Origin of the sequence: Dasania sp. GY-MA-18 (genome assembly GCF_024734385.1) — a bacterium.
GTDB classification, from domain to species: domain Bacteria; phylum Pseudomonadota; class Gammaproteobacteria; order Pseudomonadales; family Dasaniaceae; genus Dasania; species Dasania phycosphaerae.
In genome coordinates this window covers 59,413-72,620 of the sequence record NZ_JANHAP010000009.1, presented here as the reverse complement: position 1 = coordinate 72,620, position 13,208 = coordinate 59,413, and the positions used below count along the sequence as shown (strand labels likewise).

The 13,208-nt window shown below is 48.3% G+C and carries 10 protein-coding genes; 4 read left to right on the top strand and 6 right to left on the bottom strand.

Annotation, left to right across the window (positions count from 1 at the left end):
• Positions 1-68: 68 nt before the first annotated feature.
• The 3 genes from NO559_RS11685 to NO559_RS11675 form a co-directional block, all read right to left on the bottom strand.
• Positions 69-1,871: a DEAD/DEAH box helicase gene (locus NO559_RS11685; RefSeq protein ID WP_258332018.1), complete on the bottom strand. Its 1,803-nt coding sequence runs from the start codon at positions 1,869-1,871 to the stop codon at positions 69-71.
• Between the two features lie 93 nt (positions 1,872-1,964).
• Positions 1,965-2,657, bottom strand: coding sequence for a hypothetical protein (locus tag NO559_RS11680; protein WP_258332017.1), 693 nt, complete (start codon positions 2,655-2,657; stop codon positions 1,965-1,967).
• Positions 2,654-3,187: a hypothetical protein gene (locus NO559_RS11675; RefSeq protein ID WP_258332016.1), complete on the bottom strand. Its 534-nt coding sequence runs from the start codon at positions 3,185-3,187 to the stop codon at positions 2,654-2,656. The genes NO559_RS11680 and NO559_RS11675 overlap by 4 nt, the downstream gene beginning before the upstream one ends.
• A gap of 120 nt (positions 3,188-3,307) precedes the next feature.
• Between NO559_RS11675 and NO559_RS11670 the strand changes: the two genes are divergently transcribed.
• Positions 3,308-3,820 carry a DUF3087 domain-containing protein gene (locus NO559_RS11670; RefSeq protein WP_258332015.1) on the top strand — a complete coding sequence of 171 codons (513 nt, stop codon included), beginning with the start codon at positions 3,308-3,310 and terminating at the stop codon, positions 3,818-3,820.
• Between the two features lie 89 nt (positions 3,821-3,909).
• On the opposite strand, the gene NO559_RS11665 is transcribed toward NO559_RS11670, so the two are convergent.
• Positions 3,910-4,746 (bottom strand): M48 family metallopeptidase, encoded by an 837-nt coding sequence (locus NO559_RS11665; RefSeq protein WP_258332014.1) that lies wholly within the window; start codon positions 4,744-4,746, stop codon positions 3,910-3,912.
• A 253-nt stretch (positions 4,747-4,999) separates the two neighbouring features.
• Between NO559_RS11665 and NO559_RS11660 the strand changes: the two genes are divergently transcribed.
• Genes NO559_RS11660 through NO559_RS11650 form a run of 3 tightly spaced genes read left to right on the top strand, consistent with a single transcriptional unit; the run spans position 5,000 to position 10,823 of the window.
• Positions 5,000-6,472, top strand: a complete 1,473-nt coding sequence (locus tag NO559_RS11660) for a Wadjet anti-phage system protein JetA family protein (protein ID WP_258332013.1) — start codon at positions 5,000-5,002, stop codon at positions 6,470-6,472.
• A 21-nt stretch (positions 6,473-6,493) separates the two neighbouring features.
• Entirely contained in the window at positions 6,494-7,183 is a 690-nt protein-coding gene (locus NO559_RS11655) for a DUF4194 domain-containing protein (RefSeq protein ID WP_258332012.1), read from the top strand.
• Positions 7,173-10,823, top strand: a complete 3,651-nt coding sequence (locus NO559_RS11650; RefSeq protein WP_258332011.1) for an ATP-binding protein — start codon at positions 7,173-7,175, stop codon at positions 10,821-10,823. The genes NO559_RS11655 and NO559_RS11650 overlap by 11 nt, the downstream gene beginning before the upstream one ends.
• 674 nt (positions 10,824-11,497) lie before the next feature.
• Here NO559_RS11650 and NO559_RS11645 read toward each other — a convergent pair.
• Positions 11,498-11,779, bottom strand: coding sequence for a DUF1971 domain-containing protein (locus NO559_RS11645; protein WP_258332010.1), 282 nt, complete (start codon positions 11,777-11,779; stop codon positions 11,498-11,500).
• Between the two features lie 81 nt (positions 11,780-11,860).
• Complete coding sequence (gene hmpA / locus NO559_RS11640; RefSeq protein WP_258332009.1) at positions 11,861-13,045, bottom strand: NO-inducible flavohemoprotein; 1,185 nt, start codon at positions 13,043-13,045, stop codon at positions 11,861-11,863.
• Positions 13,046-13,208 lie beyond the last annotated feature (163 nt).

The following is a 13,208-nucleotide window of genomic DNA, read 5'->3' as shown; positions in this document are numbered from 1 at the left end:
GGAAAATGCCTGTTCACAGTAGGAACCAATAAACCCTAGACAAAATGAAAAAAGTCACCCCCCCCCAATTACAACAATGCATTGGCTAAACGGTAGCGACCTTGGTAATCAAAAATTTTTTCGCGTATCTCCCAATAGTGTTTTTGCTTGCGACCTATTACAAAGTCTGGTGCTCTAAACAGCTGGGCTTGCGCTATCACCTCATCTACATTGCTCACTGACGGTATTTGCTGGCGATCTTTAAGATGCTGACGGCAAAACTGCTGTAAAAAAACGCTGCGTTGAACTGGGCTATCAAAGGCAAAATACTCAGCCAGCTCGGCACTGTCTTCATCATAGTAAGTGACTTTTAAGCGCGACTTACCTTTAGCGTTTTTATGCTGATCAAAACTCATACCGCTGCAACGCAGCACCTTGGCATCGCGCAATTGCAGCGCCGCCTTTAACTGCTGATCGGGATCTACCAGTAAGTATTCACAGTGATGGCATTGCCTTGCGGCTATATCATTCTCTGCATTACAGTTGGGGCACTCTTTAAAACGATAGCGAAAATCGCATTGCTGTTTAGCAGGCTCAACATCACAGTCCCCCCCAGCAACATCAAGCGCTGAGGCAACCAGCCCCTGGCAACGGCGACCATAGTGCTCTACCAAATCACCATCACTATCCACTAAGCCCCAAAATTGATTTTGGTGCTGGCATAGGGGGCAAGGCACCGTCACCACCACGGCATTGCTATCGGGTTTAGGCTGGCCTATTTCTGGCCGAAAAATATCGTGGGGGTTGCCCGCATAATCCAATACCAGGCAATCTGCTTTGCCGGGGCTTAAGCGTAGGCCGCGGCCTATAATTTGCTGGTATAAACCCACCGACTCAGTGGGGCGTAAAATCGCGATCAAATCCACATGTGGCGCATCAAAGCCCGTCGTCAGCACCGACACATTCACTAAAAATTTTATCTGTTGGGCTTTAAAGGCCTGCACTACGCTATCGCGCGCACGGTTGCTCATATCACCCAAAATAATTGCACTGCACTCTTTCGGCAGGTAGGTGAGTATTTCACGGGCATGGGCCACGGTAGCTGCAAAAATCATCACCCCTTTTCTATCGCTGGCCAATTCCAGCACTTGCGCAATAATGCGAGCGGTGGCCCGCTTAGCGCCTTTTAGCACCCGATTTAAATCAGCCTCGCTGGGTTGAAAATAACCCTGCTGCCCCGCTGGGCGCAGCTGCTCAAAATCGTATAAAGCCACGGGGGCATCCAGCTGCGTCACAGGGGTTAAAAAATGTTCATTTATCATCTGCCGTAACGGCAATTCAAAAATACAGCTTTTAAAAGCGCAGGCCTCGGCGTTTTTAACTGCATTTTGGGGTATGTGCTGCTGATAAATCCAGCCCGTATCCAAACGATAAGGCGTGGCCGTTAAGCCCAACACTTTTAACTGCGGGTTAAAGCCTTTGAGATGGCTGATAATCGTTTGATACTGGGAGTCGGCATCCAAAGACACCCTGTGGCACTCGTCAATAATTACCAGCGAAAAGTGATCATCAAAAGCCGCCAAATTGCGACTCACCGATTGCACGCTGCCAAACACCACCTGCGTATCGGCCTCTTTTTGCTTAAGGCCGGCGGCAAAAATACTGGCCTTAAAGCCGTAGTTTTCATATTTACTGTGATTTTGCTCCACTAACTCTTTAACATGAGCCAGCACTAAAATTCGGCGTTTAGCCAAACGCGCCAACTCAGCAATCACCAAGCTCTTACCGGCGCCAGTAGGGAGCACGATCACCGCAGCCTCATCGCTAGCGCGAAAGTGCTTAAGCGTGGCATCCACGGCTTGTTGTTGATAGGGGCGTAGCGTGACGGGCATAATAGCTTTATTTAATAATCTGTGGTTTCTGCATCGGTTGAGTACTCGAAATTTGTAGTGTTTGAATTTCGATAATGGATGGTGAAGGATTGATTAACAAATAGCTGCTAATCCTTCCAATCGCTTAAAAATAATATTCTCACGTTGCTCGCTATTTTTTGCTGCTGCCTGAACCGCATAATCAAAGCCAGGATGTTTAAGCAGCAGAGAAAAACTTTCGGCAATATATTGCTTTAATTTTATATCTGCGTTACTCACTTCACTCAAGAGTTCAATTCGTCCATCAACAACATTTAAAATATCTTCTATATCGTGACTAGAAAGCGGATCATTATTCCCCCTGCCCTTGTAGGCTTCCATTTTTGTCGCCAAAAAGTGGACCGGGGCAACCAGACGAATCACACAGCCACAGCTAAGAACAACATCGTTAGCGGAAGCAATTGCACTACGATACCAACGGTTGCTGAAACCGAAAATGCTTTCATCATCAGGCATAAAATCTACTTTTAAATCACCTAAGCGCATACGGCAAAGCACATCATCATTTTGATTGACTGAAAAGCCACGATTTTTAAGCCGTTCCTGCAAATTTAGCCACTGGCTATAACCCATCACCTGGGTAATTAAATCGACATCTTCGGTATAGCGTACAGCCTCTTTAGTAACCTCATCAGTTACCAATAATGCCGTTGCGCAACCACCAACGAATACCACATCTCTAAGCAAGACATCACCCAAGGCTTTGGCAACAGTTGCTAGCATATCCTCCAAAACTGGTGCATTCATATAGCTAACCTCCTTTTTAGCTCAGCTTTAGCAACAGCCGCTTCTCTGGCACTGCCCAAGCGTATAGCATCAATCAAGGCCATAACTTGATACAGCCACTCGTCCTGCTTAGCGGCAAATACAGCAGTTTTATATAGCGGGCTGATAGCCTGCCCCCTGCTCTGCCCTTCTGCATCGGGCCACACATAATACTCGCCTTGTACCGAAGCGACCAAACCCTCCAAGCCCGGCGCAGCAAATCCTGTTAACAAGCCTCTTGCAAGGGCTGTTGGCTTAGCGGGAAAAACATAGCGCAAACCACTAGCAATAAAACCATAAAGGGCAGAAATATTTACTTTGGGCAACTGCGTATGCCGGTCATATTTTGCCAAACCAACAGCAATGCTGCGGTTAAGTGATGCGTTGACCTCTGTTTTACTAATCCCCGTCGTTGCCGCTAAGCCGCGCGCACTAAACCATTCTGACAACACCTCATCATGGCGATGCAGGCTTATCAGCTTCAACAGCAGTAAAATATCTTGGCTTTTCATTATCCGTCCTTAGTCCTAGGATAAAGGACAGTGTAGCGCAAAAAATAGTCTATGCAAACAAAGGCGCTTTAAACCTATATAATCCCCCACTCATCGACAACCATAATGTGAGCAATAACTGTGCAGTTTAAGCCCGTAGATAAAAGCCAATACAAACAGCGCTATAAAACCGTAGGCATAGCCTTAGTCGCTGCGCTAGTCATCTTAGCCCTCAGCCTTTCAACGCTATTTGTCGCCTTATGGGGCGATGCAAATACGGGGGATAATTTTTGGCTGAACTTCAGTGGCGTAGCCCTGGCCGCCTTCATTAGCGCAGCGATCTTGCGCCACTATAAAGGCCACCCCTATATGAGCGAGCTAAGCTATGTATGGGATTTAAAACAAGAACTCAACCAAATCAACCGCAAACTCAAAAAAATACGCGACGCCGCCGCGCAAGGCGATGCCACCGCCCTACTCATATTGCAGTATTACTACCAAGGCTGTGAACAGCTGTGGACACTGGACGACAACACCTTGGTAATGGAAGAACTTAAACAGTGGCAAGCAGAGCTGCAAAACTGGCTGACGCAGTTTGCCATAAGTGTTGATGCAGGGGATTATAAACGGGCGCTGTTGCTAGCGTATAAATAAGCCTATACAGACAGCACTAATTTATAATCGCCAGCCGCTAGTAAAACAACGAGCGAAGCTTTACACCAAGCGAAGTAATAACCCCCTTACTACCCCGCCTTAGCCTCAACCTTCACCGCCTCAGGTATCACCGGCTTTACACACTGCGGCTTTTTACCCGCCGCCTGTGCTTGCAGGTATAAGGGCCGCTTTTTTTTGAGGTTTTGGCGCAGGCGCTCGGCGCGGTTAGTGGGGTCGGGGTGAGTGGAGAGTAACTCCGGTGGTGTTTTGCCGTTGGCTGCCATGAGTTGCCACAGGCGCACGGCTTGGGCGGGGTCGAAGCCGGCTTTGGCCATTAGGCGCTGACCTATGTCGTCGGCTTCGGTTTCGTGGGTGCGGCTAAAGGGTAGTTGCACGCCTACATAAGCGCCCAAACCTAGTGCCGCCATAATAATGGACTGCTGTTCATTATTAGCTGTAGCTATACCTGCTAGTGTCATACCTATTACTGTCAGCTGGGCGGTAGACATACGCTCGGCAGAGTGGCGGGCAATTACATGGGCTATCTCGTGGCCCATTACCGCCGCCAGCTGGTCGGGGGTTTCGGCTAATTGCAGCAGGCCGGTATATACCCCCACCTTGCCGCCGGGCATGGCGAAGGCATTAACCGTGTCGCTGCTAAATACGGCTATCTCCCAGTTGGGGGGTAAAAACTCGTAGTCGGCAGTGGCCTCAACAATAAGAGGATCTATTACGCAGTGTACGTAGCGGTTCACGGCCTGCCCGCGTTCCAGCGGCTCTTGCTGTTTCATTTGCTCAAAGGATTCAGCCGCCGCCGGTGCTATTTGATTGCTGTCCACCATCATCAATTGCTTACGGCCCGTGGGCGAGGTGGCGCAGGCGCTGAGTAAGGCGCTCACTAATAGCGCAGTGATAAGCTTAGGCATGGTCAATCCTTTATTGGGTTAGCGTTTAGCCATTTTAACGCCATTAGGCAGAATATCTAGCGGGCTTTCGCGGCTGTGCAGGTAAGTTTTTAGTACAAAAAACAGGCAGCCCCGACTATCGCTTTTGCAAGCCCATACAGCTCACACAAATAGTACTAAGCCCTACTCTCACCCATGGGCTTCGGTTACAATCAGCCCTCAAAAACACAGGCGCTCTGAAACCGCCACTGCCACCCACTCACTAAGACTCATCATGTTTTTTAACGATGAACGCCTACAGTTCTTTAAGCCCTTATCTAGCAAATACCGCGAGCAGGTGGTGCAGTGCCTGGCTTTGCTATATCAGCGCCAATACAGCTCTAGCGCCGACTATGGCTTATCGTTAAACCGCAGCCAGTTAATCGAGATTTTAGAAGAGGCGCTGGCCCGCTCACAAAACCTAGTGTTTGAGGGCGAGCCCCTAAGCCCGGAAGAACAGGGGCCAGAACTAGAACAAGAGCAGCGTTTTAAAAATCACCGCGAGCAGGCCAACTGGGTGCTCAAACAATTATTAGATGCCGGTTGGTTAGAGTGCCAAGTGGATGCCGCCACCTTGCAATCCACCTACCCCTTTACCCGTATGGGGCGTATTTTTTCGCTGGCGCTGGTGGAGTCCGACCACAGCCAAATCCGCACCCGCCACCGCAACACGCGCAATACTTTAAATGCCTTAGAGGCGTTTATTAATCGCGGCGAGGTGTACGACCTATTAGACGCCTTTGATTACTCCGAGCGCATCATTACCGACTTTACCGATGTCATTTCAGAGTTGGAGGAGCGCAAGCGCGAACTGGTGCGCGAGGTAGAGGCCCAGCAACTGGTGCAACAAGCCAGCGATCAGTTTTTTGAGTTTATGGAAAAGCGCTTTCAGCCCGATATAGCCGTGCGCCTGTCGGCCGATAGTGTAGAAAAACACCGCGACGATATTAATAAAGTCATCTCCAAAATTCGCCGTAAAAACAAAGCCTTTAAACAAGAGGCCGAACAACAACTGCGCCGCACCCTGCCCGACCTGTGCCAACCCGAACAATCTTACTTATGGTATGTGTTAGACACCATAGAGCAGCGCATGCGCAACGCCGCCGATATTATGCTGCCCGCCCTGCGCCGCGCCCTGCACAGTTTTACCAAACGGGCCGACATCATCATACGGCAAATCAGCTATATCAATAGCCAGCACAATAATGATTTAGTCGAGGTTTGCCGCGAACTGGCTGATTTAAATAATGAGGATTATACGCAGCGTTTAAACAAGGCCAGCCTAGCCATGGCCACACTCAAATTACAATTAATAGACCCGCAAGCTATTAAGCTGCAAGAGCGTAAACAAAAACAATGGGTAGATAGCAGCGTACAAGAGCACGGCGAAATTGATAGTGATGCCCAGCGCGAAATCATGATTCAACAACTGCTGGACCAAGCCTTTATTATTAATGGCAAGCAAGTACACCACTATGTGCTTAACGCCCTACGCGATGGCGGCCGCATCTCTACCAAGCAACTGCCCATAGACAATGCTAACGATTTACTGGCCATGGCTCACGTTATAGAAGTGGGGGCGATTAACAACCTCAGCTCTGAGCTAGCCTTTAAAGTTAGCCCCACTGGTAACACCGTCAGCAACTCTGAGTACTATCAATCCTACGACGAGTTCACCATAGAGCTACTCAACAAACCAACTCACTAGAAACTAGCGACTGAACCCAATATGATCCTGTCCGAGCTAATAGCCAGCAGCCTAAAAACAGTTAACCTCAACCCCGATGATTTTTCGGAGTTACTCATACGCCTATTAGACTACGGCGTGATCAGCCGCGACGAGAGCCAAATCGAAGCCAAACTCTACGACCGCTATATTATTTGCGAGCAACTAGTAGAAGATTATTTGGCCCCCTTAAAAGTACGCATACAACACGACAGCAAATTTAAATTTGTGCGCCTATACCCACCGGGTGCCAGCGTACCCGGCATGATAGATAGCGAGAGCGAGGCTTTTAACCAAGGCTTTAGAGTTAAACCCAACCAACAGGAAGTGGCGGTAATTTTAGTGCTGCGGGTGGAATACGAAAAATGCCTGCGCGAAGGCCAAGTGGATGAGAAAGGCTGCGTGTTATTACCCTTAGAGGGCCTGGCCATAGCCCATAAAAACTTACTGCGCCGCTCACTGCCCGACAACCTAGGTGAGCGCAAAGCTATTTTTAAACGGCTGCGACAACTGCGCTTAATTAACTTTAATGCCGAGTCCGACTTAGAAACCGCCGAAAGCTGGATTAGCATACAACCCAGCATTACCAGCTTTGTTAGCAGCGAGGTGCTAGACAGCCTCTACCCACAAAGCCCTACGCCTAGCCGCGCCACCACAACAAACCCTAGCGAGGAAGCCACCGATGTTTTGTAAGCGCGGCATATACGTTAACTGGGGTAATATCCCACACTTAGAATTTGATTTTGGCCCCATCAATTTATTTTCTGGCGGCAATGGCTCGGGCAAAACTACCGCTGCCGATGGCATACAGTCACTCATGACTGCCGCCCATGAAAACTTATTTACTTACAACCCCGGCCAAGATGAAACCACCCAACGCGGCCGCGGCGGCAAGCAAGTGCGCACCCTGGCCTCCTATGTACTGGGTTGCGACGATGGCAGCTATGCCCGCACCCATTTAACCGATGGCTATGTTGCCGGCGTGTTTCACCCCACCCAGGGCGAAACCGGCGAGGTATTTACCGCCGTGATGTGTGTAAGAGCGCGCATAGACACAGCCAACGCCAGCCGCCAGGCACGGCAGGATGATTTATTATTTTTAATTATCCCCAATCACGAGCTTAGCCTCAGCGATTTTGTTAAAGAAGAAAAATCGGGCAAAACCATAGTCCCCATTACCGACATCGCCAACCTACTACGCATACGCCTAGGCAAAGATGCGGTGGAAAGCTACGACAAAAAAGGCCCTTACCTGCGTCGCCTATACGGCGCATTTAAAGGTTTAAAAGGTGCAGTAAGCGATAGAGAGGCCAAACATGCGGCCCGTACCTTCTCTAATTTTATGGCCTATAAGCCGGTAAAAAGTATTACCGAGTTCGTCGCCAAAGAAATACTAGACCCTAAAGATTTATCCGACGATATCAAACAAGTTTCCGAGTTAATGAAAACCATACACAGTATGGACGAAGAAACTCGCGGCATTAAAACCGCGATTACTAACCTGGAAGACGCTCAAAACGCGGCGCAACAATATATAGAAGACTGGGGCCAACATTGCAGCGGCGAGTATGCCGAGGTCACCCGCCAACTATTGGTTAAACAACAAAGCTACCTAAAACAAAAAGACGATCAGCGCCGCAATTTAGAAGCCATTAGCGACACTGAGCAACAAATAGACAAAGCGCAACAGGCCAAGCAATTACTGCACAGCCAGTTGGTGCAATTAGAAGCCCAGCGCAGCGGCATAGATGCTCTAAAAAACAAAGACCAACTAGAAAGCGATATCAAAAACTACCAAGAGCAACTAGTCGCCCAGGTTAAACCCCTGCTAGAGCAAGATCAGCAGTTTGCTAAAAACCACCAAGCCGCCAACCAACTGGCACAAAAGCTACAACAAGTTTCACTGGGCTTAGACATTAGCAACCTGGACAGCAAGGCCTTTCGCAAATTATTAAAAGCCGTAATAGACGGCCCCAGCGACACCGGCCTGGATATGCAGCAAGTGCTAACCAAAGACTGGGTGGGCATTAGCGCGCTAGAGCAAAAACTTAACGATGTTAGTCAGTTAGAAAGCAGCCACCGCCAATTGGGCCAGTTTTTGCATCAGGCCGAACGCGAAAGCAGCGGCGTTAGCATACGCGACCAATTGCTATCCTTACAGCAAAGCAAAAAAGACCAGCTGTTAAAACTTAAAACCCAACTCAACAGTAAACACAGCGAAGTAAAACACCTGGCCAACCACAGAGTGAGCTACCCACCCCATGTGGAGGCAGCCATTGCCGCCATAGAGCAGCAATGCCCCCAAGCTAAACCCTGCGTGCTATGCGACTATGTAGAGGTGTTAGACCCGCAGTGGCAAATGGCCATAGAGGGCTATATAGGTGGTGCCCGTTTTTCCATTATTGTGGAACCCGAATACGAAGCCCAGGCCATACGTATAGTGCGCTCTATTAAGGGCAAGCGTAACAGCGCTAAAATTATTCAGGGCGCTAAAGCCCAGCGCGATGCCAGCAAGCTCAGCCTGTCTAAAGACTCTATTGTTGAAGTCATGGCCTTTGAGCACAAAGTGGCCGAGTATTTTATTAAAGCCTCCTATGGTGCGGTAATACGTGTAGAGGATGAAGAGGCCTTAAAACAAACCGCCCGCGGCTTAACCGCCGATGGTTTGGGTTCGGGTAGCTATAGCATGTTCCGCTGCGATGTTAGCGACAGCCAATTAGTGTTTGGCCAAGGTGCCCGCGAACGCGCCCTAGCCGCCAAACAAAACGAGCTAACAAACTTAGAACAGCACAGCCACCAACTAGAAGAGGCCTACCAAGATATCGCCCGTGTACACGAATTGGTCAACCACATACAAGCGGTGCAGTGCAGCGACATCATCAGCAATATGCTCACCTACTATAGGCAATTGGACATGGCCGAAAACCAATTGGCCAACCTAGACCTAAGCGATTTTGAAGAGTTGGAAGCACAACTACACAGCAAACAAGCCGAGTACCAAAGCATAGAACAAAGCCTGCAACAGCTCAGCGAGCAATGCGGCGCCTATAAAGACAAAATACGCCTGTTTGAATACAACCTAGAAAAATTTGAAAACGAGCGTGAGCAATTACAAGAGCAGCAAGAGGCCAAAGAAGCCCAAGTAATAAAAGCCAGCGATATATACCCACGTTTTAATGCCGAAACCCTGCTAGAGCAAGCCGAGCAGCGCGCTAAAGCCGCCATGGACGAATACTCCTTTGTGGCCGATAACCACGACTGCTTAGCTCGCCTGGATAAAACCGACCGCCAGCTCTACGAAACCATTACTCAGCACAACCAACACAGCAACGCTTACAACAATATTGTCTATTTCAACCACGGCGGCGAAGCCCATAATGCCGAGCACTTTAAAAACATGGCCGCCCTGCTAGAACAAATTGCCGGGGTATATAACGCTCTAAAAAATAATGTGCTAGTAGAAAAACACGAAAAAATTGCCAGCCTAAAAGAAAGCTTTAACACCGCTTTTGTAACCAATCTGTGCCACTCTATTTACCAATCCATAAACGATGGCAAGCGCATATTGGATGACCTAAACCAAGAGCTAGAACACCATGTGTTTGGCTCCGACCAAGAGCAGTTTAGCTTTGGCTACGACTGGGTGCCCGAATACCAAGAGTACTGGCGATTTTTTAAAGAAGTCATAGACATGCCTAACCTGGGTGATGGCAGCACCTTATTTGACGCGGCGCTAAGCGATAAGTCCTGCCTGGTGCGCGACAAACTGCTAAGCATGTTATTAGATAAAGACAGCCAATTTGCCCTGCAAGAGTTGCAGCGTATTAGCGACTACCGCCACTACCGCCGCTACGAGATTTACAAAACCCCCAAAGGCAAAGAGCCCATAGCACTAAGCAAATACGGCACCGGTTCGGGTGGCCAGTTAGAAACCCCAGCCTATATTATACGCGCCGCGGCAGTCACCTCGGCCTTTAAATTTAACGAGGGCAATAGCCACTGCCGCATGGTGTTAGTGGATGAAGCCTTCTCAAAAATGGATGAAACCCGCTCCCGCGAGGTGATCAACTATTTAACACAGGCCTTGGGCCTACAGCTAATTTTTATTATGCCCACCAGCAAGTCGGGGCCGTTTATGGATTTAATCAGCAACCAAGTGGTGTTTAGCAAATGCCCCACCACCGAAAAAATTGGCGAATTAAATACCCGGGTACTGGTAGACAGAAAAACCTGTAACCAAGAGAAAATCGCAACGCTATGGGCCAATCATAGAAAAACGATTAGGCAACAGGGTATGTTGGATTTTATGGAAGAGATAACAGTGGCTGGTTAAGGAGTCACTAGTTCCTAGTTGCAAGTCACTAGATAAAGAGTCTCTTGATAAAAAGTCTCAACTAATGATTTACAGTTGTAATATATTAAAAATTTATTACTCAGACGGCGCCCATGACTTTGACGACGTCCCAATAGGAATACAGCCTCGGTCATGCCGGGCTACGACCCCACTAGTGTCCGGTTAAAATCGTAATCGTATGTATTTGACCCTATAAATAGGGAATAGAATGCACGTCGATTAGATTGATGACTCACTTTCAGGCTGTCGTACCCAAAGCACTCGCGATGCTCGCGGGGTAGGCTCTGCCGGCCTTGAGCCGGTACCCATAGACTTACAAAGTTCGTGGCATGTATTTAATACAGATTTTAAAAAATGACTATTTTGATAGCGCATTCTAATCACACGCTGAAGACTGCTAGGATATTTCCGTTTCCGTGGATGCCGGGTCGAAGCCCGGCATGACCGAAATAGTAATTTAACCGGACACTAATGGAGCCGCGACCCGGCATCCAGATAAACTGAGTTTCTATTTAATTCGACTATTTCGCTCTAATAAATACTAGAAATAGTGTTTTATTAGCCATTATTTTCGATGGTAATTTCGCCTTGGTGCTCTTGGCTACCGGCTCAAGGCCGGTACGACGAGTGGAGCATCCACTTAATGTTTAGGCTTAAGGGCGTTGGTAAAATTCCACGTAGAATTTTACTGGACCTAGGGGTTTTACTTGGTGCAGCATCGTGGGCTCTACTACGCCGTGCTGCGCTGGGCTTAACACCAGGGTTTCATTTTGCGGCGCTAGTATGCGGTACTCTAGTTGACCCGCCAGTATGATGATTTTACCCCACACCCCCTCTTTGGTTTGGTGGGCTTTTAATAGGCCTTTGGGCACCGTATTCTCATCAAACTCTGGAGTTTTCTTGTAGGCGACTACATCAGTGGGTAAATCTTTCATCGTATTCTCCGCTGTTTTTCTTTAGTCATATTATTAGCTAGCCGCAGAGCATTATGCACTGCAGCTAGCATTAACAAACACTTAGGCCGCGGGCTCTAAGCTTTCTAGCGGGCCGAAAAATTCATATTGAATATTTTCTACCGGCACACCTAAAGCTTTTAGCGCGCTATAACTGGCTCGCATAAAAGGCTTAGGGCCTAACATGTACACGTCTATATTTTTATCGCTGGGTAGCATATCTGCTAGCAGCTCGCGGTTTAAATAACCTTGGGCATGGGGTTTATCTTCAGCGCTGGGTTTTTCATAGCAATAATTAATTTTTAAATTACTGTGCTGCACCGCCAACTGGTCAACATGCTCTTTAAACGCATGGTGGCGACCATTAATCGCGGCATGCACAAAGTGTACCTCGCGGCCGCTGGCCAATGCCGGGTTAAGCATACTCATCGCGGGAGTAATACCCACGCCACCGGTAAGCAATACCACCGGACGGTTTTCTTGATTGAGAGTAAAGTTGCCTGCGGGCGGTGTTAAAGCCACTCTGTCACCCACACTAAGGTGATCGTGCAAATAATTTGAGGCCACACCGCCGGGCTCGCGCTTTACACTAATACGGTAATAGTCGGTGCCGGGCTGGTTAGATAATGAATAATTTCTGCGCAGGGTTTCGCCGTTCACGCTAAATACTATCGTTGTGTACTGACCGGCTAAATGTTTGGCTATAGCCTTACCATCGGCTGGTTCAAAATAAAAAGAGCTGATCACTTCACTCTCTTGCTCTTTACGGCGCAGGATAAACTCGCGCTCACCGCGCCAGCCTCCTTGCTGCTGTTCGTTTTGTTGGTAGGCCTGCTCTTCGGCTGCTATTAATAAATCGGCCAACTGCTGATAGGCCTCGCCCCAAGCGGCCAGTATTTCATCGCTGGCTACATCCCCTAACACCTCTTTTATGGCCGCCAACAAACACTCGCCTACAATTGGGTAATGCTCAGGCAAAATATTAAGCGATACATGCTTTTGCACAATTAATGCAACAGCATCACCCAGCAGCTCTAAGCGATCCAGATTAGTGGCATAGGCCACTACCGCATTAGCCAAAGCCCTAGGCTGGCTACCTTCGGCCTGGTGGGCCTGATTAAAATAGGCTTTTACCTGGGGGTAACGGCTAAACATTATCGGGTAAAACACCGCTGTAATCTCGTCTACTTTAGGGCCTACGGCCGGTAGTGAGGCATTAACCAAATCTTTACTTTGCTGCGACAACATTGCACTCTCCTAAGGGTATAAATACAAGGGCGACCTTAATTAAAACGCCACTAGCAAGACCTATATCAAGAACCATACCAACATATAATCCGTTGATTTAATTAGAAAAATAAACTAACGTTGTCATTTTGACAAAAACAAAATCCGGTCACTCACACAACAA

Coding starts and splice junctions, on each gene's coding strand:
- NO559_RS11680 (WP_258332017.1), bottom strand. CDS start 2,657: ATGAATGCACCAGTTTTGGAGGATATGCTAGCAACTGTTGCCAAAGCC.
- NO559_RS11660 (WP_258332013.1), top strand. CDS start 5,000: ATGTTTTTTAACGATGAACGCCTACAGTTCTTTAAGCCCTTATCTAGC.
- NO559_RS11685 (WP_258332018.1), bottom strand. CDS start 1,871: ATGCCCGTCACGCTACGCCCCTATCAACAACAAGCCGTGGATGCCACG.
- NO559_RS11645 (WP_258332010.1), bottom strand. CDS start 11,779: ATGAAAGATTTACCCACTGATGTAGTCGCCTACAAGAAAACTCCAGAG.
- NO559_RS11650 (WP_258332011.1), top strand. CDS start 7,173: ATGTTTTGTAAGCGCGGCATATACGTTAACTGGGGTAATATCCCACAC.
- NO559_RS11675 (WP_258332016.1), bottom strand. CDS start 3,187: ATGAAAAGCCAAGATATTTTACTGCTGTTGAAGCTGATAAGCCTGCAT.
- hmpA (WP_258332009.1), bottom strand. CDS start 13,045: ATGTTGTCGCAGCAAAGTAAAGATTTGGTTAATGCCTCACTACCGGCC.
- NO559_RS11655 (WP_258332012.1), top strand. CDS start 6,494: ATGATCCTGTCCGAGCTAATAGCCAGCAGCCTAAAAACAGTTAACCTC.
- NO559_RS11665 (WP_258332014.1), bottom strand. CDS start 4,746: ATGCCTAAGCTTATCACTGCGCTATTAGTGAGCGCCTTACTCAGCGCC.